The sequence below is a fragment of the Starkeya nomas genome, from assembly GCF_902703545.1.
GTDB lineage: Bacteria > Pseudomonadota > Alphaproteobacteria > Rhizobiales > Xanthobacteraceae > Ancylobacter > Ancylobacter moscoviensis.
In genome coordinates this window covers 3,853,107-3,878,749 of sequence record NZ_CACSAS010000001.1, presented here as the reverse complement: position 1 = coordinate 3,878,749, position 25,643 = coordinate 3,853,107, and the positions used below count along the sequence as shown (strand labels likewise).

Below are 25,643 nucleotides of genomic sequence, written 5' to 3'. Positions count from 1 at the left end.
CCTCCTCACCCGGCCTTGGCGGGAGTGACGTCCTGATCGACGCGGATCGTCGTCGTCACCGACATCCCCGGCCGGATCTGCCCGGCGAGGGGATCGGTGGGGTCGAGATCGACGCGCACCGGGATGCGCTGGACGATCTTGGTGAAATTGCCGGTCGCGTTGTCGGGCGGCAGCAGGGCGAATTCCTGCCCGCTGGCCGGCGCCAGGCTGGTGACGAAGCCGCGCACCGTGACGCCCGGGAAGGTGTCGACGGCGATGGAGACCGGCTGGCCGGGCTTTACGTCGGTGAGTTGGGTCTCCTTGTAGTTGGCGATGATGTAGGTCGCCTGCAGCGGGACGACCGCGAGCAGCTGGTTGCCGGGCTCGACGAACTGGCCGACGCGCAGCGTGCGGGCGCCGACCACGCCGTCCACCGGCGCCTTCAGCTCGGTGTAGCCGAGATTGAGCTTGGCGGTGTCGAGGGCCGCCTCGTTGTGGCCGAGCGACGCCTTGGCCTGGGCGAGCTGCGCGTCGAGGATGGCGACCTGCTTCTGCGCGGCGTCGAGCGCCGCCATGTCGTGGGCGAGCGTCGCCTGCGCCTGCGCGATCTGCGAGGCGGTCTGCTGCGCGGTCTCCACCGGGCCGTAACCGTCCTTGGCCAGCTTGGTGAAGCGCACGTCGTTCTGCTGCGCGAAGGTGAGCGCGGCCTGATCGGAATCGATCTGCGCCCTGGCCTCGGCGATCACCGCCTGCTGTTCGTTCAGCTGGGCGACCTGACTGTCGATCGTCGCCCTGGCTTCGGCGACGTCCGCCTCCGCCTGCGCGACCGCCGCCTGATAGTCGCGCGGGTCGATGACGGCGAGCACGTCGTCCTTCCGGACGGGCTGGTTGTCGGTGACGTTGACGGTGATCAGATAGCCGGAGACCTGCGGCGCGATGGGCACGATGTCGGCCTGCACATAGGCGTCGTCGGTCGATTCCTCGAAACGCCAGTCCGTCCAGTACTCGTAGCCGGCATAGGCGGCGCCGGCGAGCAGGGCGAGGCCGGCCACCGCCTCGATCAGGCGCCGGCGCAGGGGCGAGACCCGACGTGCCGGTGTGGGAGGAACGGCGGCGGCCGGTGCCGCCGGGCCGGCCGGCGGATCGGCGAGAGGCCGGGCATCGAGCTTGGCAGGATCCGTGGCGACGTTCATCGGGGCGCTCCGCGCAGGAAGGTTGGACGTTGCGTCAACCATCGCGCCGATCGGCCGGCGGGTATTCCCGCTCGCCACGCGGCTTTCGCAATCGCACCTCTCCCGTGAGCCGGCCGCGGGGTTCAGGCGGCGCCGGTGGCCGATACGGGGCCATGGGCGCGGCGCCGGCCGATCCGGTCGAGATAGAGATAGATGACCGGCGTGGTGTAGAGGGTGAGCAGCTGGCTCACGATCAGCCCGCCGACGATGGCGTATCCGAGCGGCTGGCGCAGTTCCGAGCCGGTGCCGTGGCCGAGCATCAGCGGCACGCCGGCCAGCAGCGCGGCGAAGGTGGTCATCAGGATCGGCCGGAAGCGCAGCAGGCAGGCCTCGCGGATGGCGTCATGGGGCGACATGCCCTCGACGCGCTCCCGCTCGATGGCGAAGTCGACAATCATGATGCCGTTCTTCTTCACGATGCCGATGAGCAGGATCACGCCGATCAGCGCGATGATCGAGAAGTCGAAGCCGAACATCCAGAGCATGATCAGCGCGCCGAGCCCCGCCGAGGGCAAGGTCGAGAGAATGGTGACCGGGTGGACGTAGCTCTCGTAGAGCACGCCGAGGATCACGTAGATGACGAGCAGCGCGGCGGCGACGAGCCAGGGCTCGCTGGCGAGCGAATCCTGAAACGCCTGCGCATTGCCCTGGAAGGTGCCGGTCAGCGTGGCCGGCTTGCCGATCTCGGCCTCCGCCTTGTGGATGGCCGCCACTGCATCGCCCAGCGCGACGCCGGGAGCGAGATTGAAGGAGAGCGTCACGGCGGGGAACTGCGACTGGTGATTGATCGACAGGAAGCTCGTCGGCTCCGAGGTCCAGCGGGCGAGCACGCCGAGCGGCACCTGCTGGCCGGTGAGCGGCGATTTCACATAGAGCTGGTCGAGCGCGTGCGGCGACTTTTGCAGCTCGGGCAGGATCTCGAGGATGACATGATAGCTGTTGAGCTGGGTGAAATACTGCGTCACCTGCCGCTGGCCGAAGGCATCGTAGAGCGTGTTGTCGATGTCGGCCGGGCTGATGCCGAGCCTCTCGGCCTGGTCGCGGTCGATGGTCAGCGTCAGCGTGGCACCGCCGGTCTGCTGGTCGGAAGCGAGGCCGGTGAGTTCCGGCAGCGTCTTCAGCTTCGCCAGCATCTTCGGCGCCCATGCGTTCAGCTCGGCGATATCGCCGTCTTGCAGCGTGTACTGGAACTGGGTGCGCGCGACGCGGCCGCCGACATTCAGGTCCTGCGCCGCCTGCAGGAACAGCGCGGCGCCCTCGACAGTGGCGAGCTTGGCGTTCAGCCGGTCGATGATCTGGAAGGCGGAGGCGCGGCGCTCGTCGCGCGGCTTCAGCGTGATGAACATGCGGCCATTGTTCACCGTCTGGCCCGTGCCCGCCCCGACCGCCATGCCGACGGTGGCGACATCAGGGTCGGCGGCGACGATCCGCCCGAGCGCGAGCTGGTGGCGGACCATGTCGGGGAAGGAGACATCCTCCGCCGCTTCCGAGACGCCGATGATCAGCCCGGTGTCCTGCAAGGGGAAGAAGCCTTTCGGAATCTCGTAGAACAGCACGCCGGTGGCGGCGACCGCGGCGAGGAAGACGCCGAGCGTCGCCCGGCGATGGTCGAGCGCGAGGTCCAGCGTGACGCGATAGCCGGCGAGCAGCGTGTCGAAGCCGCGCTCCGACCAGCGGTACAGCCGCCCGTGCGGGCGTTCCTCCCCCTTCGGCCTGAGGAAGAGCGCGCACATGGTCGGGGTGAGCGTCAGCGAGACGAAGGCCGACACGGCGATGGTGATGGTGACGGTGACGGCGAATTCGCGGAACAGCCGGCCGACCAGCCCGCCCATCAGCAGCAAGGGGATGAAGACGGCGATCAGCGAGAGGCTGATCGACAGGATGGTGAAGCCGATCTCGGCGGAGCCGTCGAGCGCCGCCTGAAGGGGCGTCTTGCCCATCTCCAGATGCCGCTCGATGTTCTCCAGCATGACGATGGCGTCGTCGACCACGAAGCCGACGGCGATGGAAAGGCCCATCAGCGAGAGATTGTCGAGGCTGTAGCCGAGCGCGTACATCGCGCCGAAGGTGCCGATGACCGCCAACGGCACGGCGATGGAGGGAATCAGCGTCGCCCACAGGCTGCGCAGAAAGACGAAGATCACCGCCACCACCAGCACGACGGTGATGACGAGGGTGGTCTCCACGTCCCGCACGGAAGCACGGATGGTCTCGGTGCGGTCGCTCAGTACCTTCACCTCGATGCCCGCCGGGGCGGTGGCCAGCAGCGCCGGCAACTGCGCCTTGATCTGATCGACCGTGTCGATGACGTTCGCGCCCGGCAGCTTGAAGACCGGCAGCACGATGGCCCGCTCGCCATTGGCCCAGGCGGCGAGCTGGTCGTTCTCCGGCGCGTCGACCGCCGTGCCGATGTCGCGCACCCGCACCGGCGCGCCGTTTCGGAAGGCGAGGATGGCGTCGAGCCACGGGGCGGCGGAGGTGAGCTGGTCGTTGTCGTAGAGGGTGAAGGTGCGGCGGGCGCCGTTCACGATGCCCTTCGGGCCGTTGACCGTGGTCGAGACGATGGCCTGTCGCAGGTCCTCCAGCGACAGGCCGAGATTGGCCACCTTGGCCGGGTCGACCTGAATGCGCACCGAGGGCTTCTGCTGGCCGAACACCAGCACCTGCCCGACGCCGTCGATCTGGCTGATGTGCTGCTCCAGCACGTTCTCGGCGAAGTCGTCGACCTTGATGATCGGCAGCGAGCGCGAGGTGAGCGACAGCACGAGGATCGGCGGATCGGCGGGGTTCACCTTCCGGTAGGTCGGCGGCGCCGGCAGGTCGGTGGGCAGCTGGCCGCCGGCGGCGTTGATCGCCGTCTGCACATCCTGCGCGGCGGCGTTGATGTCGGTGTCGAGGCTGAACTGCAGCGTGATCGACGAATTGCCGAGCGTCGAGACCGACGTCATCTGCGACAGGCCGGGAATCTCCCCGAACTGCCGTTCCAGCGGCTGGGTGACGGACGAGGCGATGATCTCCGGGCTGGCGCCGGGAAGCTGCGTCGAGACCTGCAGCGTCGGGAAATCGACCTCCGGCAGCGGCGCTACCGGCAGGCGCGGGAACGCCGCCAGCCCGAGCACCAGCAGCCCCGCCATCAGCAGCGAGGTGCCGATGGGATGACGGATGAACCAGGAGGAGAGCGAGGCGCGCGGCGGTGCCGGCGGCTCGAACGGGGCTTGGGATGCGGCGGGACCGGGCGCGGTTGCGGACATGAGCCTAGCCTTCCGCGCCGGTTCCGACCGAGACCCGCGTGCCCGGCGCGAGGCGGTACTGGCCATGCGTCACCACGCGCGCGCCCGGCGCGAGCCCGCTCTCGATGACGGCGATCTCGTCGGCGATCTGGCCGACCTTCACCGGCACCTGCGCCACCATGTCGTCCGGGCCGACGACGAAGACATAATCGCCGTCGGGGCCACGCTGGATGGCATCGGAGGGCACCGTCACCGCGCCGGCGAGCGTGCTCACGCGCACTTCGACGTCGACGAACTGGCCGGGCCACAGCCGGTCGCTCGCATTGGGGAAGTTCGATTTCACGCGCAGCGTGCCGCTCTGCGGGTCGATCTGGTTGTCGATCAGCTCGACCGTGCCGATGTCCAGCACCGAGCCGTCGTCGCGCGAGAGCGCCTGCGCCTCCACCTTGCCGTGGTCGAGGGCGGCGCGGATGGCGGGCACGTCGCGCTGGGGCAGCGTCGAGATCACGCTGATCGGATGGATCTGGTTGATGACGACGAGACCGTTCGGGTCGCTCGCATGGACGATGTTGCCCTGATCGACGAGGCGCAGTCCGGCGCGGCCGTCGATCGGCGCGGTGATCGAGGTGTAGGAGAGTTGCGTCGCCGCCGAATCGATCATCGCCTTGTCCTGGGCGATCTGCGCGTTGAGCTGGTCGACGGCGCTGCTCTCGTTGTCGATCATCTGCTGGCTGGCGAATTCGTCCTTGCCGAGCCGGGTGTCGCGGCCGAGATTGAGCCTGGCATTCACCAGCGAGGCCTCGTCCTGCGCCAGCTTGGCCTTCGCCTGTTCGAGCGCCGCCTGGAAGACGCGGGGGTCGATGACCGCGAGCAGCGCGCCCTTCCTGATGTCCTGTCCCTCCTGGAACAGCACCTGCTGCAACTCGCCGTCGACGCGCGAGCGCACGGTCACGGTGTTGTAGGGCTCCACCGTGCCGATGCCGGTGAGATGGACGGGAACGTCGGCACGGGCGGCCGGCGCCACCTCGACCGGCACGGCCGGCGGCGCGGCGGCGGCGGGCGCAGGCGCAGGCGCATCGGTATGGCGCCAGACCTGATAGCCGGCCCCCGCAAGGGTGAGGACGAGAATCAGCAGCGAAGCGTGGCGCAGTGTTGATCTGGAATGCGCCGGTCCGGGCGCGCTGGTGTGTTCCGGCATGACCTGTGCCCTCGAACAAGGGGCCGCCAGCGGCAGGGCTGCGGTGGCGGACGGGCCGTACCTTGCGCCGCGTCGCGTCGGCGGTCTTTCGCGATCGCCGCAAGGCTTGCCGAAGCGCCGGCCGGGGCTTCCGGCAACCGCTTTCCGGCGTGCCACCATACCTAGGTATGAGAGGGGCAAACTCATCAGATACGGGTGCAAACCCTGGTAGAATGGAGAGATTGCGCCCGGCCGATACTCTGTCCTCATCGCCAGCCGATGTTCTGGACGCACCGAGCGACAGAGGAGGTCAGCGCGGTATTTACCCCGGCAAGACCTGGTGTTGCCGAGGCAAGTATTCGGGCCGACGACCACCGCCCACGGGGCTTCCAGCGGCTTCCTCCCAATTCGAGGACCACGGAGTCCAAGCCATGTCGATCCACGTCTCGCCCTTCTCCGGCAGCTTCCGGTCGGCGCGCGCCGATGCGCCGCTTGCCTCCTATCCCTTCGCTCCGGTTCCCGCGCCGGCCGCGCCCCGCTCCGCCGGCCTGCCGGATGACGGTTTTTCGGTTCGCCTCGGCCATATGGGCGTGGTGGTCGCCATTTCCTCGCCGGTCGGCGGCGTCGATGCGCTCGACCAGAGCAGCGAGACGATCCGCCTCGAGGTCGCGCCGGAGGATGTGCGCCGCTGCGCCGGCGTCCTTGCCGGAAGCATGGTCGCCAATGCCGCCGATCCGGTCGTCAGCCGCCTTTCGCAGGCGCTGGAAGCGGCCGAGCACGACGGGCGGGAGTTCGGCGGACTCTATGCCGACGCGCTGCGCCTCGCCATCGTCACCCGACTGCTGAGCGTTCCCGGCTTCGCGAAGGCCGAGCCGGACTGCGACGACCGCTCGTTCCATCCGTCGATCGAGCCGGTCGAGACCTCGCCCGCTGAGGATCCGGCCTCCGCGCCCCGCCGTCCCAAGTCCGGCCTGCCCAAGTGGCGCTTCAAGCGCGTGGTCGCTTATGTCGAGGAGAACCTCGGTGAGGCCATCACGCTGGCCGGCATGGCTACTGCCGCGGGCCTGAGCCGCATGCACTTCGCTGCCCAGTTCCGTGTCGCCACCGGCATGCGCCCGCACGAATATCTGCTGCGCCGGCGCATCGAGCGGGCCCAGGAGATGCTGCTGGAGACCCGCGATCCGCTGGTGGAGATCGCCCTCGCGGTCGGCTTCCAGACCCAGGCCCACTTCACCACCGTGTTCCGCCGCTTCGTCGGCGACACCCCCTATCAGTGGCGCTGCGCCAACCGCGTTCGCAACTGAGCCGCGCACATCGCGTCAGGCGAACCCCGTTCCGTGCCTGCCCCTCTCCACTTCCCCTGAGGCTTCGTCCCCGGAAGCCTTCCTCAAACCCCGGCTCTCGCGAGCCGGGGTCTTTTTTTGGCCGAGCCGTCAATGGCAGGAGGGATTGGCCGGGCAGCCCGGGTGGCCAAGCCACCCGGGGGAGCGTCACGCCTTGGCCCTGCGCACCGAGGCCATGCTCTGGAACACGCCGTCGCGGAAGACAAAAGCGTGGGTGAGCGCGGCGGCGAGATGCGCCAGGAAGACGGCGAACAAGGCCAGCGCCAGCACGGTGTGGGTGCTGCGCAGCCACGCATAGAGCATGTCGTTCTGCGGCAGGATCGGCGGCAGCTGCCACGCGCCGTAGAGCACGATCGGGTAGCGCGCCGCCGACAGCATCGCCCAGCCGACCAGCGGCACGGCGAACATCAGCGCGTAGAGAAGCCCGTGGGAGGCATGCGCGGCGATGCGCAGATGCGCCGGCATGTCCGCCGGCAGGGGCGGCGGCGGGTTGATCTGCCGGTTCACCAGCCGCACCGCGACCAGCACCAGTATGGCGACGCCGAGCGGGCGGTGGATCGACAGCAGCCAGTGATAATCGGCCAGCGAGGCGACCATGCCGATGCCGATGAACAGCATGGCGAGGATCATCGCCGCCATGAGCCAGTGCAGCAGGCGGGAGAAGGCGGGGAAGCGCTGTGCGGTCATGGTCAGCTTCCTTTTCCGGTGTCGGAGGGTGTGACGGGGGCTTGCGCGCCGGGCGTTTGCGTCTCGGGGACCTGCACCTGGCTCGGCGTCTTCTCTTCGCCGGCCCGGCGGGTGAAGGAGACGGAATAGGCGGCCGAGCGGGCGCTCAGCAGCGGATCGTCGGAAGGCGCGATGCCGTCCGGCAGCACCAGCGGGTCGTAGTTGATGTCGCGACAATTGCCCGGCGCCTCGGCCTCGATGTGGTCGAGGGTGAGGGTGCCGACTTCCACCTCATCGCGATCCGCCGGCCAGGGCTGCGTGGCATCGTCGGTCGGGTCGCCCGGCTGGCCGATGGTGACGACGAGCCGGTACTGCAGAGGCGCCTGCTGCATGCGGACGATGAGCGCGTCGAACAGGTAGTTCGGGTCGTGTGGCGCGTCCGGAGCCGGGGTCTGGGCGACATAGGGATCCACCGCCGCCAGCGTCCAGCGCACCGGCGTCGAGACGCCCTCCGCATTCACGAAGCGGAAGGCGTCGAGACTGTTGTAGCTGGCATTGGCGAAGCCGGTGGAGAACGGCCGCGCGCGGATGAGGCCGAGGGCGCGGGCGCTTTCCGGGTGCGCGGCGAGGAAGGCCTGCATGCGGGCCGGATCCGGCTTGCCGGTCGCCGGATCGGCGGCGGAGGCGCCCATCAGCTCGTAGAAGGCTTCCGGCGTGCGCACGGGGAAGGCGGGAATGTCGTTGATGCCGGTGCGCCATTCCTCGCCCCCGGCGGGGCGGAAGCTGAGCGCGAGGCTGCGCACCTCCGTCTCGTTGTCCGGCATGAAGGGCTTGCCGATGCCGACGGCGAAGCGGCCGATCACCGGCACGCTGCCGGGCGCGAACACCGCCGCGCGCGACAGCCGGGTGCCGGCGCCGTTGCTGGCGAAGCTGCCGGTGACGCAGACGCCCTTGGCATGGTTGCGCCGGAAGCCGGGATGCACGCCGTTGAGCGCCTGGAAGCGGTCGATGAACCGCGACTGGGTGAGCTTTCCGGGCGAGAGAAAGCCGCCAGTATAGGCGAAGGCGCCGGCGACGCCGGCCAGCACGAGACCGGTGGCCCCGAGGCCGGCGAGGGCGCGCGGGTGCGGCGGCCAGAGCCGGTACCGCGCGCCAGGAGGTTGCTGTTCGTTCATGCGATCGAACTCCTGCGGTTTGTGCCGGAGGAGAGGCCGGTGCGACGCGGCGCGCGGCAGCGGCCTTTCCTCCGTGGATGTGAGGAACGAGGCGGTTGCCCGCTCAGCTGACCGGAGGCGCCGGCACGCCGTATACCCAGAACGAACGCGATGGCGGGAATGCACCGCCCAAGCGGTTCAACGCGCCCGTGGGCGGGCGGTTGCGAAAGACGATCAGGGAGGCACCGGGGGGCGCCCCGGCGCTGTCGGTAATTTTGAGGGGAGCGGTGGTTCGCGGCTCCGTCAGGCGCGGCTGAGGCGCGTGCGGGCGATGATCAGGGCGAGCAGCGTCGCGCCTACGCAGGCCAGCGCCGCGAGGTCGAGCGCGTGGGCGAAGGCGGCATGGGCGGCTTCCCGCAGGGGCGCGGCGAGCGCCTCGGGAAGCTTGTCGGCGGCGATTGCCGCCGCGTCGAGCGTGCGCCGGGCGGGGGCGAGGATCTCGGGCGGAATGCCGGGCAGCGGGACGTCCGCCATCGCCACCCGGTAGCTCGCCGCCACCAGGCTGCCGAGCACCGCGATGCCGAGCGCGCCGCCGAATTCGAAGCTGGTCTCGGAGATGGCCGAGGCGGCGCCCGCCCGTTCCGCCGGGGCGATGCGCATCATCAGGTCGGTGGTGATGGTGCCGACCGGCGAGAGGCCGAGGCACATCATTAGGATCGCGCCCATCAGCACCGGCAGCGACTGGCTTTCCCCAAGCCGGGTGAGCAGCAGGAAGCCGAGCGAGGCCAGCACCAGCCCGCAGGAGAGCACGTCGACCGGCCGCCAGCGCCGCACCAGCTGCGGCGTCGCCATGGAGCCGATGGCGAAGCACACGCCGGAAGGCGCGGTCCACAGCCCCGCTTCCATCGGGCTCATGCCGAGCACGAGCTGGAGATACTGCGAGATGAAGACGAAGATGCCCATCGCGCCCAGCATCGCCGTGACGTTGATCGCCAGCGCCGCGCCGAGGCCGGGATGGCGGAACAGGCCGAGGTCGATCATCGGGTCGGCCAGCCGCCTCTGCCGGCTGATGAAGAGGGCGCCGACGGCGAGGCCGAGTGCGATGGCGGCCATCGCCTCCCAGCCGAAGCCGCTCTCGGCGGTCCGCTTCATGCCGTAGATCAGCGCCAGCGAGGCAACGATGGACTGCACCGCGCTGACGATGTCGAGCCGGCCGGCGTTCTCGTCGCGGAACTCCGGCAGCAGCAGCGGCCCGACGATGAGCAGGCCGATCATCACCGGCACGGCGGCGAGGAACACCGCGCCCCAGGCGAAATAGGTGAGGATCACCCCGCCCACGAGCGGGCCGAGCGTCGCGCCGGAGGAGAAGCAGGCGATCCACACGCCGATGGCGAAGGTGCGCTGGCGCTGGTCGAGGAAGATGTTGCGGATCAGCGAGAGGGTGGAGGGGGCGAGGGTCGCCCCGGCAATACCCAGCAGGGCACGGGCGAGGATGAGCTGCTCGGCGCTGCGCGCCATCGCCGCCAGCACGGAGGCGCAGGCGAAGGCGGCGGCGCCGATCAGCAGCAGCTTGCGCCGGCCGATGCGGTCGCCGAGCGTGCCCATCAGCATCAGCGTGCCGGCGACCATGAAGCCGTAGATGTCGATGATCCAGAGCAGCTGCGAGGCGGAGGGCGCGAGATCGAGCGCGAGGTGCGGAACGGCGAGGTTCAGCACCGTGAGGTCCATCGCATAGACGAGGCAGGGCAGCGCGATGACGGCGAGGGCGATCCAGTCGCGGGGCGTCGCCTGCGGCGGGCGGGTCGGGCTCGTTGCCGTATCCATGTCCGCCGTCCTTCCGTCCTGCCCTGCCACCTGTGACCCACCGCGAGGCGGGGGCCGCTGGATAGCCGATCTGGCCGGAATGGGCCAGTGCGCGGCGGAAGGTCCCCGTTCCGGAGCGGGCTCGCCACCCGATCCCGCCCGTTCGCGGGCGCGGCTTCAGCAGGTCTTCAGCAGCTCTTCAGCACGGCGCCGGCGGTCGCGGCGTCGGTCACGAGGATGTTGGCGTAGCCGCCCTTCAGCATGCCGGAGATCGCCTCGACTTTCTCCATGCCGCCGCCGATGCAGATGCGCTCCGGTACCTTCAGGAAGTCCTCCAGCGGCATGACGATGTGGCGGGCGTCGATCTCGGTCAGCACCGGGTTGCCCTGGCTGTCGAAGAAGTAGCCGGAGACGAAGCCGATGGCGCCGCGCCGCTGGTACTCGGCGAGGATCGGCTCCGACATGAAGCCACTGTCCTTGAGCAGCGTCTCGCTGCCGACATGGGTGACGCCGAACAGCGTCCGCGTGCAGGTGCGCAGCAGCTTGAAATGCTGCTCGATGATCGGCTCCTCCATCAGGAGCTGCTTCATCTTCGCGCTGGAGACGATGCCGGGCGCGTGCAGGTTGATGCAGCGCCCGCCGACGCGGATCGCGATGTTCGAGGTGCACAGCTCCGGCGAGAAGTCGTAGGTGGCGATGGAGCTGCCGGTGACCTGCGCGATGGAGGCGCCGGGCAGATGCAGCGGCGTCAGCGCCTTCGACAGCGACATGACCGTCCGGCCCCAGGCGACGCCGAGCACGTCCTCGCCGGTCAGGCGTTGTTCCAGCAGCCGCGCGCCGAAGCGGCCGATGCGGTCGTGCAGCGGCTCGTCGGCACCCTCGTCGGGGATGATGAAGCATTCGTCGATGCCGGTGGCGGCCTCGATGTCCCGCGCCAGGCTGACGCGCTCCATGCGCGAGGGATCGATCTTGATGTTGACGACGCCTTCGTCGCGGGCGCGCTGCAGCAGGTTGAACACCGAGGCGCGCGAGACGCCCAGCTTTTCGGCGATGTCGTCCTGCTTCAGCCCTTCCTCGTAATAGAGCCACGCCGCCCACAGGACCGGATCGAGGCCGAACTCCGCCGGCACGGCGGGCTGGCGTCGCGGACGGCGCAGCTGCGTCTCATGTGGCTCGCCCATCTATGCCCCCTCGCTTGCCGCGCCGCACCGTCATCCCCCGGCGGGTGACGGCGGCGTCGCGATTCCTTGCTGCTTCTTCTAACGGATTTCCGGCCTTTCGGCACCGTTCCGGCATTTGTCAGATAGTCGTGAAAAACGATATTGACAAACGTCATAGTCAATTGAAATATGCCAACAACAGGACAAGAACGCTCCCTGGGAGGGAACACCGGCATGAATCGCCCCGTGATGGTGCGCGAGACCGCGCGCGCGCCCTGGACCGAGCTGATCGACGACGTGATCGCCGGCCGCTGGATCAGCCCCGATACCGGCCGTCCCGCCGAGGTGCCCTTCGCCTGCGTGGTGATCGCCGACGATCTCGACGGCGCCCATGCCGATCTCGTCCGCACCAACATGCCGGCGGCGAGCTATGCGGTGGTGGCCGACCGCGACACCTGGGACGCGCAGGGCGCCGCCGTCGCCGCCGCGCTCGGCTCCTCGGCCCGCGCGGTCGTGCTCGACCATCCCCACGCCGACGAGGCGCAGGTGGCCGCCCTGCAGGAGAAGACGCGCGGCGTCGATGCGCTGGTCGCGGTGGGCTCCGGCACCATCAACGACCTCTGCAAATACGCCACCGCCCGGGATGGCCGGCCCTATTGCGTGTTCGGCACCGCGCCCTCGATGAACGGCTACACCTCGACGACAGCCTCCATCACTCTGTCCTCCGGCCTGAAGACGACGCAGAACGCCCACGCGGCGCGCGGCGTCTTCATCGATCTGGCGGTGAACGCCGCGGCGCCCGCCTATCTGATCGCCGCCGGGCTCGGCGACAGCCTGTGCCGCTCCACCGCGCAGGTGGACTGGTATTTCTCCAACCGGATGTTCGGCACCACCTATTGCGAGGCGCCCTATGCGCTGCAGGATGCCGACGAGAGCGCGCTTCTCGCCCGCTCCGCCGATCTCGCGCAGGGCGACCGCGAGGCGGTGGGTTACCTGCACCGCGTGCTCACCCTCACCGGCTTCGGCATCTCCGTCGCCCGCATGAGCCACCCCGGCTCCATGGGCGAGCACCAGATTTCCCACTGGATCGACAGCTTCGCCGGCGACCGCCACCCCGGCACGGTGCACGGCCAGCAGGTGGGCGTGACCTCCGTCACCATGGCGCGGCTGCAGGAGCGGATCCTGTCTCAGAAGCAGGCGCCGGTCGTCCGTCCCGTTCCCGTCGACGAGGACGCCCTGCGCCGGCGCTATCCGGCGGCGGCGGTCGACGCCTGCATCGCGGCCAGCCGCGCCAAGGCGCTCGACGAGGCCGGGTGCGAGGCCTTCAACACACGCCTCGCTCTGCTCTGGCCGGACCTGCGGGCGCGGCTTCTCGACATGGCCGTCCCCTCGGCCGTGCTCGCCGGGCACATGCACGCGGCGGGCGGGGCGGCGACGGCGGGCGAGCTCGGCATCGACCTCGACCTCTACCGCGACGCGCTGCGCTACAGCCCGGAGATGCGCGACCGCTACTCCTTCCTCGATCTGGCGGCCGGTATGGGCATCCTCGAGGACTTCATCGCGGAGGAGGGACGATGAGCCTGCGCCCGCTCGCCACCCTCGATGCCTCGGCCCTGTCCGGCATCGCCGCGGTGTTCACCGACATCGACGACACGCTGACCTGCGAGGGCCGCCTGCCCGCCGCCGCCTATGAGGCGCTGGAGCGGCTCGACGCCGCCGGCCTCGCGGTGGTGCCGATCACCGGCCGTCCCGCCGGCTGGTGCGACATGATCGCCCGGTTCTGGCCGGTGGCCGGCGTCGTCGGCGAGAACGGCGCCTTCTATTTCTCCTATCGCCGGGAAGAGAGGCGCATGGTCCAGCGCTTCTTCGCCACCGACGAGGAACGCCGACGCAACCGCGCCCGACTTTCCGAATTGCGGGAGATCATCCTGCGCGAGGTACCGGGTACCGGCATCGCCTCAGACCAGCTCTACCGCGAGGCCGACCTCGCCATCGACGTCTGCGAGGACGTTCCCCCGCTGCCGAAGGAAGCGGTCGACCGGGTGCTGGACCTGTTCACCTCGGCGGGCGCCATCGCCAAGCTCTCCTCGATCCACGTCAATGGCTGGTTCGGCGACTACGACAAGCTGGCGATGAGCCGGATCTTCGCCCGCGACATCCTCGGCCTTGACCTCGACGACGACCGCGAGCGCATCGTCTTCGTCGGCGACAGCCCGAATGACGGGCCGATGTTCGACTTCTTCCCGCTCTCCTTCGGCGTCGCCAACGTGCTCGACTTCAAGGACGCGGTGCCTCATTTGCCGAGCTTCGTCGCCCGCGGACGCGGCGGCGAGGGCTTCGTCGAGGTCGCGGATCTGGTGCTCGCGGCCCGCGACGGCGCGCAGGGTACCCGCGCTCCCGGAGTGCACGGCCATGGCTGAGGCGGCGCTCACCGGCGGGACGGACGTCTACGACCTCGCCATCATCGGCGGCGGCATCAATGGCTGCGGCATCGCGCGCGACGCGGCGGGGCGCGGGCTGAAGGTCTTCTTGTGCGAGCGTGGCGATCTCGGCGGCGCCACCTCCTCGGCCTCCACCAAGCTGCTGCATGGCGGACTGCGCTATCTCGAGCACTACGAGTTCCGGCTGGTGCGCGAGGCATTGGAGGAGCGCGAGGTGCTGTGGGGCATTGCCCCGCACATCGTTCGCCCGTTGCGCTTCGTGTTGCCGCACGTGCCGCAGATGCGCCCGCGCTGGATGCTGCGGGCGGGGCTCTTCCTCTACGACCATCTCGGCGGCCGCAAGGCGCTGCCGGGCACGAGCACGGTGGACTTCGCCTCCAGCCCGATCGGCGAGGGTTTGAAGCCGGGCCTGTCCGTGGGCTTCGAATATTCGGACTGCTGGGTGGAGGACAACCGCCTGGTGGTGCTGAACGCCCGCGACGCCGAGCGCAAGGGCGCGCAGATCGTCACCCGCAGCGCCTGCACGGCGGTACGCTCGGATGCGCAGGGGTGGACGTTGACCGTCGAGGGCGAAGGCGGCGCACGGCGGGAGATTCGCGCGCCGGTGCTGGTCAACGCCGCCGGGCCGTGGGCAGGAGACGTGGTGCGGCACCTCGCCGGCCGTTCGCCCAAGGGGCGGACGCGCATGGTGCAGGGTTCGCACATCGTGGTGCGCAAGCTCTACCAGCACGACCGCTGCTTCATTTTCCAGAACGGCGACGGGCGGATCGTCTTCACCATTCCCTACGAGCAGGACTTCACCCTCATCGGCACCACCGACCGGGACTACACCGGCGACCTCACCCAGGTGCGGGCGAGCGAGGAGGAGGTCTCCTATCTCTGCCGGGCGGCGAGCGGCTATTTCGCCCGGCCGGTGTCGGAGCGCGAGGTGGTGTGGCACTATTCCGGCGTGCGCCCGCTCTACGACGACGGCGCCGGCGCGGCGCAGGCCGCGACCCGCGACTATGTGCTCGAACTCGATGCGGCCGGCGGAGCGCCAATGTTGTCGATCTTTGGCGGCAAGATCACCACCTACCGCCGCCTCGCCGAAGCCGTCCTCGACAGGATCGCCCCGCTCTACGCGCCGCCGCAGCGCGCGCAGATCACCGCCCGGCGCGGCTGGACCGGTCGCGCGGCGCTGCCCGGCGGCGACTTCCCGATGCAGGGGTTCGACGCGCTCCGGCGCGAGCTGAGCGAGGATTATCCGTTCCTCGCGCCGCGCGAGGCGGAGCGCCTCGCCCGCTATTACGGCACCGAGGCGGCGGCGATCCTGGGCAAGGCGTCGAAGCCGTCCGATCTCGGCCGCCATTTCGGCGCCGGGCTGACCGAGGCGGAGATCGAGCACATGCGCCGCAACGAATGGGCGACGACCAGCGAGGACATTCTCTGGCGGCGCAGCAAGCTGGGCCTGCATCTTACACGCGAGCAGGTCCGGGACATGGACCGGTACATGGGCGGCCTTTCGCAGGTCGCCTGACGGCAGGAACACGCTTCGCAAGAGCGGGCCTGCAAGACAACGTGCCTGAACGCAGAAGGAAGACGCAGACACCACGCCTACGCGGCCCAGCCAGCCGTGACGACACAAGAAGGGCGGCACAAGCCGCCCATCGGCGGACGGCCAAAAAGGCCGGCGCCACGGGAGAAGACGCCCCTGGGGATTCCCCCAGGTTACTCACACCGTAACAGCGGGTGACGACATGTATCTGGGAATCGACCTCGGCACGTCCGGGGTGAAGGCCATCCTGATGGATGAGGACCAGCGCATCCTCGCGGAGGGCTCGTCGCGGCCGCTGTCGGTCGACCGGCCGCATCGCGGCTGGTCCGAGCAGCACCCCGAGATCTGGTGGGACGCGGTCTGCGAGGCGCTCGACCACCTCGCCCATCGTCACCCCAGGGAGATGGCCGCCGTGCGCGGCATCGGCCTCTCCGGGCAGATGTACGGGGCGACGCTGCTCGACGACGCGGACCGGCCCATCCGGCCGGCCATCCTCTGGAACGACACGCGCTCCACCGCCGAATGCCGCCAGCTCGAGGAGCGCGAGCCGGACCTGCGGGCCATCGCCGGCCGCCGCGCCACGCCCGGCGTGACGGCGCCCAAGCTGATCTGGGTGCAGCGGCACGAGCCGGAGAATTTCGCCCGCATCCGCACCGTCCTGCTGCCCAAGGACTACATCCGCCTGAAGCTGACCGGCGAGAAGGTATCCGACATGGCGGATTCCTCCGGCACGCTCTGGATGGACGTCACCCGCCGGGCCTGGTCCGACCGGCTGCTGGCGGCGACCGATCTCGACCGTTCGCAGATGCCCCGCCTCGTCGAAGGCACCGAGCCGAGCGGCCTGCTCACCCCCGGCCTCGCCGACCGCTGGGGCATGGTGAACCGGCCGGCGGTGGCGGGCGGCGGCGGCGACAATGCCTGCGGCGCCTGCGGCAGCGGCATCATCGAACCCGGTGCCGGCACGGTGTCGCTCGGCACCTCCGGCGTGCTGTTCGTCGCCACCAACGAGGCGCGGCCGAGCCGTGACCACGCGATCGAGACGCTCTGCCACGCGGTGCCGGGCATCTGGCACCAGATGTCGGTGATCCTTTCGGCGACCTCCTGCCTCAACTGGCTCGCCGGCCTGCTCGGGCGACCGGCGGCCGAACTCGTCCGCGACCTCGGCGACACGCCCCGGCCCGCCGGCTCCCTGCTGTTCCTGCCCTTCCTCGACGGCTGCTGGAGCCCGCAGGACGACGCCGAGATACGCGGCGCCTTCGTCGGCCTCGATCACGGCACGGATGCGCGGGCGCTCACCCATGCGGTGCTGCAGGGCGTCGCCTTCGCCCTCACCGACGCCGCACACGGCTTCCACGACAATGGCGCGCGCTTCGAGCGGCTGCTCGGCATCGGCGGCGGGTCGCGCTCGCCGCTCTGGATGTCGATGGTTGCCAACGCGCTCGACTGCGTCATCGACATTCCCGAGGCGAGCGAGCTCGGGGCGGCCTTCGGCGCCGCCCGCCTCGGCATGATCGCGGCGACCAACGCGCCGCCGCGCGACGTGCTGCGGCGGCCGAAGATCGCCCGCACGATCGAGCCCGATCCGGCGCTCGCCGGAAGCTATCGCGACGCCTTTGCGCAGTGGCGCGGGCTCTACGCCCCCGTCCGCAACGCCTCGATGGCGCTGCATGGCCACGCCTGACGCCGACCACGCCTGAACCAACGCCAGCCTCCCGGCGCTTCGGTCGGGAGCCACTCGAAAACGAAAGAGCCGCTCCGCCCCCGACGGTGGACCAGGACATCTTCGACCAGGGAGAACGACCCAATGACGGATTTCGCATCGAACGACGCGGCGCCCGCCGGAGCGGGCGAGGGCGGCTTCAAGCTGTCGCGCCGCATGCTGCTGACCGCCGGCACGACGCTGATGGCGGCGCAGTATCTCAACATCCGCCCGACCCTCGCCGCCGACTACAAGTTCGCCGCGGCGTTGGGCTGGACGACCTACGATTCCGGCCGCCATCTGCAGGACGGCTTCACCGCGGCGGTGAAGGAGCTGGGCGGTACGCTCACCACCACCGATGCCGGCTTCGACGCCAAGAAGCAGTCCGACCAGATCGACTCGCTCATCGCCACCAAGCCGCACGCCCTGTTCGTCACCCCAGCCGACGCGGTGGCCATCGCCCCGGCGGTGCAGCGCGCGATCAGCGCCGGCATCCCGGTTTTCGCCGCCGACAGCATGATCCCCGGCGTCGCCGTCAACACCACGGCGATGTCGAACAATTTCGGCATGGGCTTCTACACCGGCGACTTCATCGCCCGGAAGCTGAACGGCAAGGGCCCGATCGCCCGCGTGCTGCTGCCGCAGAACGAGAGCTGGGACCAGCGCACGCTCGGCATGGAATGGGCGCTCCGGCGCTATCCCGATATCAAGGTGGTGACGAGCTGGGCCTTCGCCCTCGCCGGCAACGTCACGCCCCGGCAGGCGGTCGACAACATCCTCACCGCGCATGACGACCTGGCGGCGGTGTGGTGCGCCTGGGACGGGGCGGCGGTGGAAGGCACCCTCGCCGCTCGCGCGGCCGACCGCCCGAACCTCGTCATCACCGGCATCGACGGCGGCTCGCAGGCCTTCAACTACATCGCCGCCGGCTCGCAGCTGAAGCTGACCATGGCGCAGTCCTTCTACGAGATGGCCTATCTCGACGTGCTCTACGCCCATGAGCACCTCGCCGGCCGCAAGACGCCGCGCACGGTCATCACGCCCGCCTACGCCGTGACCCAGGACATGCTCAAGGAGGGGCTGCCGGACGATTACGACGTGCCGGGCCGCGCCGAGAAGATGGGCTGGGTACGCGCCGTCTGACCGTCCGCCGGCCGGGGGCGTGCCGCCGCCCCCGGCTTCCGCCGGCACCGATGCGGATATCCGTGAGGAGGCCTGTCATGGCCCAACCTGTCTTGGCCCAACCCGTCCTGACCATATCGCGGCTCGCCAAGCGCTTCGGCCCCGTGCAGGCGCTCGGCGAGGTGGATTTCACCCTGGAGCAGGGGGAGATCCACGCGCTGCTCGGCGTCAACGGCGCCGGCAAGTCGACCTTCATCAAGATCCTGTCGGGCGTCTACACCAAGGACGAGGGCACGATCGAGATCGACGGCCGCAGCGTGGATTTCCGCTCGCCGCGCGACGCCATCGCCCATGGCGTGGCCGCCGTCCAGCAGCACCCCGAACTGGTGGGCGATCTCACCGGCTACGAGAACATCTTCCTCGGCATGGAAGGCGAACGGCGCGGCTTCTGGAGCCGCATCGACCGCGCCTCCATGCGTCGGCGCGCCGACGCGCTGCTCGCCCGCTTCCCGGTGGAGATCGACCTCTCCCGTCGCGTCGCCAGCCTGTCGGTGGTGGAGCGGGAGATCGTCGCCATCCTGCAGGCGCTGTCGCGCGAGAACATCCGCGTGCTCATCCTCGACGAGCCGACCTCGACGCTGACCGAGGTGGAGAAGGACGTGCTGTTCCGCCTGATGGCGCATCTGCGCGCCTCCGGCATCTCGATCATCTACATCACCCACCGCCTGGAGGAGGTGATGGAGATCGTCGACCGCCTCACCGTTTTCCGCGGCGGCCGGCGCATCACCACCATGAGCGTCGAGGCGGCCCGCGCCGAGGGCGTCACCCTGGCCGAGCTGATGCTCGGCGAGACGCTCGATCACGTCTATCCGCCCCGGCGCGAGGATGCCGGGGCCGGCGAGGTGGTGTTCTCCGTCGAGGGGCTGCGGCTGCCGGGCGTGCTGGACAATATCCGCTTCGACGTGCGGCGCGGCGAGATCGTCGGCGTCTTCGGGCTCGTCGGCTCCGGGCTCGACGAACTGTCCAAGGTGCTGTTCGGCGCCGTGGGGCCGGCGGAGGGAAGGATGCGGCTGGGCGGGCGGGAGATCGCCCCGCGCACGCCGCGCGAGGCCCTGGCGAACGGCATCTTCCTCGTGCCGGGGGACCGGCGCACCGAGGGGCTGACGCTCAGCCAGGCCTCGGTCTTCAACATGACGCTCGCCAATCTGGGCAAGGCGTCCGGCCTCGCCGGCCTGCTGCGCCGCGGCCGGAACCGCCGCGCCAGCGCGGAGCTGGCGGAGAAGGTGACGCTGCACCCGCCCTTGCTCGACCGCGCAGTGAGCGACTTCAGCGGCGGCAACCAGCAGAAGATCGTGGTCGCCAAGGGGCTCTTCGCCGGGGCCGACCTCTACATCTTCGTCGAGCCGACGGTCGGCGTCGACATCGGCGCCCGCTCGCGCCTCTACGGGCTGATGCGCGACCTCGCCGAGAGTGCGGCGGTCATCGTCATGTCCAGCGACTGCGACGAGGTGCACGGCCTCTCCGACCGCACCTTCGCGCTCTACAAGGGCCGGCAGATCGGCCAGCCCTCCGCCGACATCACCCGCGGCCGGCTCCTCGCCGCCGGGATCATGGGGAGCCTGCACTGATGACAGGGACCTCGCGCCTGCCTTCCGGCTTCTACCGCGTGCTGGCCTTCCTCGCCCTCGTGGCGGCGGTGGTCGCCATCTTCGCGCTGATCGAGCCGCGCTACCTCTCCATGCGCAACCTCACCGCGGTGACCCGCCACATGGCGGCCAACGGGCTTGCCGCGCTCGGCCTCACCTTCGTGGTGGTGGTGCGCAAATACGACCTGTCCTTTCCCGGCATCGCCTCCTTCGCGGCGATGACCATCGGCTTCCTGATCGCCGGGGGATACTCCCTCGGCGCCGCCATCGCGGCGGGGCTGGGGGTCGGGATCGCGGTCGGCCTGGTGAACGGCTTCGCGGTCGCCTATGGCCGGTTGCCGGACATCGTGACCACCATCGCGACCGGCTCCATCGTCGGCGGCATGGCCTTCCTCTATACGGGCGGGCGGACGATCTTCCAGAACTTCATGACCTCGGGGCTGATCGACCTCAACGACATCCGCTTCCTCGGCCTGAACGCCTCGTTCTTCTTCCTCATCGCCGTCTACGGTGTCGCCTATCTGGTGCTGCACCATTCGCGGTTCGGCGCCTCGTTCCGCGCCGCCGGCGAGAACCCGGTCTCGGCCCACCTGTCGGGCATCCCCGTCCGGCTCTATACGATGGGTGCCTTCGCCGTCTGCGCGGCGACCGCCGTGCTGGCCGTGGTGCTGATCCTGGCGGAATCGGGAACCGCCGATACCAATGAGGGCGCCAACTTCCTCATGCCGGCCTATGCCGCCGTCTTCCTCGGCGCGGCGCTGCTCGGCGGCGCCTCCATCCCCGCCACGCTCGCCGGCACCGCGCTGATCACCGTCCTGCTCGACGGCTTCTCGCTGCTCGGCGTGCCCTACTACTACAGCGACGGCGTGGTGAGCCTGATCCTTCTGGCAGGCGTCGTCCTGTTCGACGAGCGCCTGCGGCGGGAGGCGGCCTTCCTCATGACCTTCCTCGGCTTCGGCCGAAAGATCGGGGAGACACACCCGTGACCGAGATTTCCTCGCCTATGCGCCCGCAGATGTCCTTTGCCGGCTTCAGAACTATCGGCCGCTGGTGGCTGCTGCTCGCGCTGATCGCCAGCCTGTTCGCCTTCGCGGCGGGGCGGCCGCAGATGCTGGACGGCGGCAACATCGTCACCATCCTGCGCAGTGCCAGCATCATGGCGATCATGGTGCTCGGGCTGACCTGGGTGATCGCGGCCGGCAAGATCGACGTCAGCTTCATGCAGATCGCCGCCCTTGCCAACATGACGACCGCCGGCCTGCTGGCGCAGGGCAGCGGCTGGGCGCTGGCGGCGCTGTGCGGCATCGCCATCGGCGCCGTCGTGGGGCTGGTCAATGGCGTGCTCGTCGGCCGCATGCGGCTCTCCCCGCTGATCACCACCATCGCGACCGGCGGCGTGTGCGCCTCCGCGGCGGCGGCCATCGGCGCGGGCACCTCGATCCGCATCGACGATACCGGGCTGCTCGGCGATTTCCTCGCCGCCCGTCTCGGTCCGGTGCCGCTCATCGCGCTCTTCGTCGCCGCGCTCTACGCGGTGGCGTGGTGGATGCAGGAACGGCTGACCTTCGGCCACTACATCTACGCCGCCGAGCAGAACGAGGAGGCGCTGGTCGATGTCGGCGTCCCCGTCCACCGCCTGCTGGTGCTGGTCTATCTGATCAGCGGCGTCTGCGCCTCGGTCGCGGGGGTGCTGCTGGCGGCGAGCCTGTCCTCCGGCCAGCCGATGATCGGCAGCTCCTACTTCATCGACGGGCTCACCGCCGTCTTCCTGGGCGGCATGATGATCCGCATCGGCCGGCCCAACGTGATCGGCACCGCCACCGCCGTGCTGCTGCTGGCGGTGCTGGTGAGCGGCGGTGCCCTGCTGGGATGGCCCGACTATCAGCGCGAGATCATCAAGGGCGCGCTGCTGCTCGCCGGCGTCGCCATGGCGGTGCGCATGGGGCGGGCGCTGGACGGCTTCGCCAGGGGGGGACGGTCATGAACATGCATCCCCGGGCGGCCGGTCCCCTCGTGGTGGGGCTCGATTGCGGCACGGGCGGCGCGCGCGCCATCGTGTCCGACCTTGCCGGCCATGTGCGCGGCACGGCGACGAGCAACTATCCCACCATCCATCCGAAGCCGGGCTGGACCGAGCAGAACCCCGCCGACTGGTGGGCGGCCGCCTGCATGGCGGTGCGCGAGGCGGTGGCCCGTGCCGGCGCCGCGCCGGACGACATCCTCGCCATCTCGGCCGACGGCACGTCGAGCACGCTCGTGGCGCTCGACGAGACGGGCCAGCCCCTCGGCCCGGCCATTCTCTGGATGGACACCCGCGCCTCGGCCCAGGCCCGCCGGATGTCCGAATGCGGCGATCCCGCGCTCGCCCGCTGCCGGGCGGGCGTGAGCGCGGAGTGGATGATCCCCCGCATCCTCTGGATCAAGGAGAACCAGCCGGAGCTGTTCGCGCGCACCCGCTGGTTCGTCGAGATGGCGGACTACATCGCCTACCGTCTCTCCGGGCGGCTGACGCTCGGCCTCAACCAGGCGAGCAACCGCTGGTTCCATGGCGGCCTCGCCGGCGGCTGGCCGACCGGCTTCTTCGAGCGCATCGGGCTCGCCGGCATCACGGAGCGCTTTCCTCCCGACGTGCTGGCGCTCGGCGCGCCGATCGGGCCGGTGGTGCCCGACGTCGCCGAGACCATGGGGCTGGGCCGCCATACGCTGGTGGTCTGCGGCGGCACCGACGCCTATGTGGCCATGGTCGGGCTCGACGTGTGCCGGCCCGGCCGCACCGCCTTCATCACCGGATCGTCGCATCTCGTGCTGAGCGTGACCGACCAGCCCGGCGAGGTGCCGGGCCTGTTCGGCCCGCATCCCGACTGCGTGGTCCCCGGCCTCTACGTGCTGGAGGGCGGGCAGGTCTCCTCGGGCTCCATCATCAAGTGGTGGCACGACCATTTCGGCACCGCGCTGTGCCATGGCGAGGATCCCTACACCGCGATGATCGCGCGCGCCGCCGGCATACCGATCGGCGCCGAGGGGCTGGTGGCGCTGGATTTCTGGCAGGGCAACCGCAACCCCTACACCGACTACGACCTGCGCGGCGCCATCTGGGGCCTCACGCTCAAGCATTCGCCCGACCACATCCTGCGGGCGCTGATCGAATCCGTCGCCTACGGCACCGAGAACATCCTGCGCACGCTGTCGGCCAACGACATCGCGGTGAGTTCCCTCACCGCCTGCGGCGGCACGGTGCGCAGCCGCTTCCTGCTGCAGATGCACGCCGATGTCAGCGGCGTGCCGATCAACGTGCCGCAGGTGAGCGAGGCCTCCGCCTTCGGCTCGGCCATCGTGGCGGCGGTCGGGGGCGGCGCGTTCCGCGACCTGCCGGAAGGCGCCGGGGCGATGGTCCGCGAGGATTTCGTGATCGAGCCCGACCGCGAGGCCGGCGCGCGCTATGCCTCGATCTTCGAGGACTACCGGGCGACCCATGTCGCGCTCGCCCCGCTCATGCACGCCAAGGTGCGCGAGCGCGCCGTGCCGGCCTGATCCCTCCGGCCCGTCCCGGCCGGCATCGTCCATCCCTATCCCTCCCGTCCGACCCGGACGGCAACGGTCCCTATCTGGAGTACAGGACACATGGCTCACATCGGAGATCTGGTCGCCGAAATGCTGGCGCAATACGGCGTCGAGCTGGTCTTCGGCATGCCGGGCGGGCAGACCACGGCGCTGCATGACGGCATTTCGCGGCGGAGCAACCGCATCCGCCACGTGCTGATGCGCGACGAGCGCAACGCCGCCTATGCCGCCGACGCCTATGCGCGCCTCACCGGCAAGCCCGGCGTCTGCGACGTGACCGTCGGCCCCGGCGCCAACCTGCTGCCGGCCGGCTTCATCGAGGCGCTCAACGCCTCGGTGCCGATGATCGGCATCGTCGGCGAGCTGCCGCTCGACTGGCTGACGCTGAAGGAGAAGGGCATCGCAAGCCAGGGCTTCGACCAGCTCTCCTTCTTCAAGACCATCACCAAGGATTCCTGGCTGGTTCCCTCGGTGACGGCCCTGCCGGAGATGATCCGCACCGCCTTCCGGGTGGCGACCTCGCCGCGGCCGGGCCCGGTGGCGCTGATCATCCCGCACGACATCTTCGACGCCGAATGGGACGAGAACCTCGTCAAGGTCGCCATCGACGACCGGGCGATCCAGGCGCCCTTCGTGCGCGCCGCGCCGACGGGCGAGGCGGTGGCCGACGCCGTGGCGCTGATCGCCCGCTCGAAGCGCCCGGCGCTGGTCTGCGGCGGCGGCGTCCACGGGGCCGACGCCACGGCGGAGGTCGGGCGGGTCGCCGAGAAGCTGCAGGGGCTCGTGGTGACCAGCCTCACCGGGCGTGGCTCGGTGCCGGAGACGCTGCCCTATGCCGCCGGCACGCTCAACCCGCTCGGCTCCTGGGCGGCGATCGAGCTGATCAAGGAGGCCGATCTGGTGATCTGGTGCGGCTCCAAGGCCAGCCAGAACACGGCGATGAACTGGACGCTGCCGCTGCCGGAGCAGGCGACCATCACCATCGACGCCGACCCTAACGAGCATGGCCGCACCTTCCGGCCGACCGTCTCGCTGTTCGGCGACGTGCGCGAGGCCCTGCGCCTGATCGACCGCTCGCTGGAACCGCAGAGCCACCCCGCCTGGATGGCGCGCATCGCCGAGGTCAAGGAAGCCGGCGAGGCGCAGAAGCGCGAGGAGATCGCCAGCGAGCAGCTGCCGCTCAACCCGCCCCGCGTCATGGCGGCGCTCGCCGAGCGGCTGTCGGAGGACGACATCGTGGTCTCCGACGCCAGCTTCTCGGCCGGCTGGATCGCCAACTTCCTGCCGGCGCGCAAGGCCGGCCGCCAGTTCCTCTATGCGCGCGGGCAGGGCGGCCTCGGCTATTCCACCCCGGCGGCCATCGGCGCGGCGGCGACGCGGCCCGACGCGCGCATCGTGACGGTGGCCGGCGACGGCGCCTTCTCCTACACGATCGGCGAGCTGGCGACGCAGGTCCAGCAGAACCAGCGCGTGGTCAACATCGTGCTGAACAACGGCCGGCTGGGCTGGATCCAGCTCTGGCAGGAGATCTTCTTCAAGAACGTCCAGTCGGCGCTGCTGGAGAGCCAGAGCTGCCACCCGAGCTTCGCCGAGGCGGCGGCCGGGCTGGGGCTGAAGGCGTTCTATGTGGAGAAGCCGGACGAGATCGGCCCCGCGCTCGACGCCGCCTTCGCCTATGACGGCCCCTCGGTGGTGGAGTTCCGCATCGACGATCTCGCCACGCCCATCCACTCCTTCAAGCGCCGCATGCGCGAAGGCGGCGATACCCCACGCCCGCGTCCCGGCACGGTCTACAAGCTGCGCGACTGGAAGACCTCGCCCACCCTGGCGTAGGCCCGCGAGGGGCGGGCACGCCCGCCCCTTTAACCAGGGATCTACCGGCGTCCTGGCGCGGCA

Annotated in this window: 18 protein-coding genes; 11 read left to right on the top strand and 7 right to left on the bottom strand. The window is 70.0% G+C overall.

Translation table 11 applies throughout. The annotated features are described in order from the left end of the window. Window positions 1-5 precede the first annotated feature (5 nt). The 3 genes from STARVERO_RS18330 to STARVERO_RS18320 form a co-directional block, all read right to left on the bottom strand. Window positions 6-1,172 (bottom strand): HlyD family secretion protein, encoded by a 1,167-nt coding sequence (locus STARVERO_RS18330; protein ID WP_159600612.1) that lies wholly within the window; start codon window positions 1,170-1,172, stop codon window positions 6-8. Window positions 1,173-1,294: 122 nt separating this feature from the next. Continuing rightward, entirely contained in the window at window positions 1,295-4,462 is a 3,168-nt protein-coding gene (locus tag STARVERO_RS18325; RefSeq protein WP_159600610.1) for an efflux RND transporter permease subunit, read from the bottom strand. 4 nt (window positions 4,463-4,466) lie between these two features. After that, window positions 4,467-5,639, bottom strand: coding sequence for an efflux RND transporter periplasmic adaptor subunit (locus tag STARVERO_RS18320; protein ID WP_159600608.1), 1,173 nt, complete (start codon window positions 5,637-5,639; stop codon window positions 4,467-4,469). A gap of 410 nt (window positions 5,640-6,049) precedes the next feature. Between STARVERO_RS18320 and STARVERO_RS18315 the strand changes: the two genes are divergently transcribed. Further along, window positions 6,050-6,922 carry a helix-turn-helix domain-containing protein gene (locus tag STARVERO_RS18315; RefSeq protein ID WP_244616815.1) on the top strand — a complete coding sequence of 291 codons (873 nt, stop codon included), beginning with the start codon at window positions 6,050-6,052 and terminating at the stop codon, window positions 6,920-6,922. Between the two features lie 186 nt (window positions 6,923-7,108). Here the strand turns inward: STARVERO_RS18315 and STARVERO_RS18310 are convergent, their stop codons facing one another. The 4 genes from STARVERO_RS18310 to STARVERO_RS18295 form a co-directional block, all read right to left on the bottom strand. Further along, window positions 7,109-7,648, bottom strand: a complete 540-nt coding sequence (locus STARVERO_RS18310) for a cytochrome b (protein ID WP_159600606.1) — start codon at window positions 7,646-7,648, stop codon at window positions 7,109-7,111. A gap of 2 nt (window positions 7,649-7,650) precedes the next feature. Continuing rightward, window positions 7,651-8,802 (bottom strand): catalase family peroxidase, encoded by a 1,152-nt coding sequence (locus STARVERO_RS18305; RefSeq protein ID WP_159600604.1) that lies wholly within the window; start codon window positions 8,800-8,802, stop codon window positions 7,651-7,653. Window positions 8,803-9,084: 282 nt separating this feature from the next. Then, window positions 9,085-10,605, bottom strand: coding sequence for an MFS transporter (locus tag STARVERO_RS18300; RefSeq protein ID WP_159600602.1), 1,521 nt, complete (start codon window positions 10,603-10,605; stop codon window positions 9,085-9,087). Window positions 10,606-10,772: 167 nt separating this feature from the next. Further along, window positions 10,773-11,765, bottom strand: a complete 993-nt coding sequence (locus STARVERO_RS18295; RefSeq protein ID WP_144341174.1) for a sugar-binding transcriptional regulator — start codon at window positions 11,763-11,765, stop codon at window positions 10,773-10,775. A gap of 213 nt (window positions 11,766-11,978) precedes the next feature. Here STARVERO_RS18295 and STARVERO_RS18290 point away from each other — a divergent pair, with 213 nt between their 5' ends. The 10 genes from STARVERO_RS18290 to STARVERO_RS18245 all read left to right on the top strand — a co-directional run bounded on the left by STARVERO_RS18290 (window position 11,979) and on the right by STARVERO_RS18245 (window position 25,580). Then, entirely contained in the window at window positions 11,979-13,322 is a 1,344-nt protein-coding gene (locus STARVERO_RS18290; protein ID WP_159600600.1) for an iron-containing alcohol dehydrogenase, read from the top strand. Between the two features lie 2 nt (window positions 13,323-13,324). Next, entirely contained in the window at window positions 13,325-14,164 is an 840-nt protein-coding gene (locus STARVERO_RS18285) for an HAD-IIB family hydrolase (RefSeq protein WP_422802176.1), read from the top strand. Next, a complete protein-coding gene (glpD, locus tag STARVERO_RS18280) occupies window positions 14,157-15,701 on the top strand; it encodes a glycerol-3-phosphate dehydrogenase (RefSeq protein ID WP_159600596.1) in 1,545 nt (514 codons plus the stop codon). Before STARVERO_RS18285 ends, glpD begins: the two co-directional genes overlap by 8 nt. A 220-nt stretch (window positions 15,702-15,921) precedes the next feature. Continuing rightward, window positions 15,922-17,400: a xylulokinase gene (xylB, locus tag STARVERO_RS18275; protein ID WP_159600594.1), complete on the top strand. Its 1,479-nt coding sequence runs from the start codon at window positions 15,922-15,924 to the stop codon at window positions 17,398-17,400. A gap of 123 nt (window positions 17,401-17,523) precedes the next feature. Next, a complete protein-coding gene (locus STARVERO_RS18270) occupies window positions 17,524-18,561 on the top strand; it encodes a sugar ABC transporter substrate-binding protein (protein WP_159600592.1) in 1,038 nt (345 codons plus the stop codon). A 77-nt stretch (window positions 18,562-18,638) separates the two neighbouring features. Beyond that, the gene (locus STARVERO_RS18265; RefSeq protein ID WP_159600590.1) at window positions 18,639-20,168 is read left to right on the top strand and encodes a sugar ABC transporter ATP-binding protein; all 1,530 of its coding nucleotides are present in this window, start codon (window positions 18,639-18,641) and stop codon (window positions 20,166-20,168) included. Further along, window positions 20,168-21,172, top strand: a complete 1,005-nt coding sequence (locus tag STARVERO_RS18260; protein ID WP_159600588.1) for an ABC transporter permease — start codon at window positions 20,168-20,170, stop codon at window positions 21,170-21,172. Before STARVERO_RS18265 ends, STARVERO_RS18260 begins: the two co-directional genes overlap by 1 nt. Beyond that, entirely contained in the window at window positions 21,169-22,170 is a 1,002-nt protein-coding gene (locus STARVERO_RS18255) for an ABC transporter permease (RefSeq protein WP_244616814.1), read from the top strand. The genes STARVERO_RS18260 and STARVERO_RS18255 overlap by 4 nt, the downstream gene beginning before the upstream one ends. Beyond that, entirely contained in the window at window positions 22,167-23,717 is a 1,551-nt protein-coding gene (locus STARVERO_RS18250; RefSeq protein ID WP_159600586.1) for an FGGY-family carbohydrate kinase, read from the top strand. The genes STARVERO_RS18255 and STARVERO_RS18250 overlap by 4 nt, the downstream gene beginning before the upstream one ends. A gap of 90 nt (window positions 23,718-23,807) precedes the next feature. Next, window positions 23,808-25,580, top strand: a complete 1,773-nt coding sequence (locus tag STARVERO_RS18245) for a thiamine pyrophosphate-binding protein (protein WP_144341165.1) — start codon at window positions 23,808-23,810, stop codon at window positions 25,578-25,580. Window positions 25,581-25,643 lie beyond the last annotated feature (63 nt).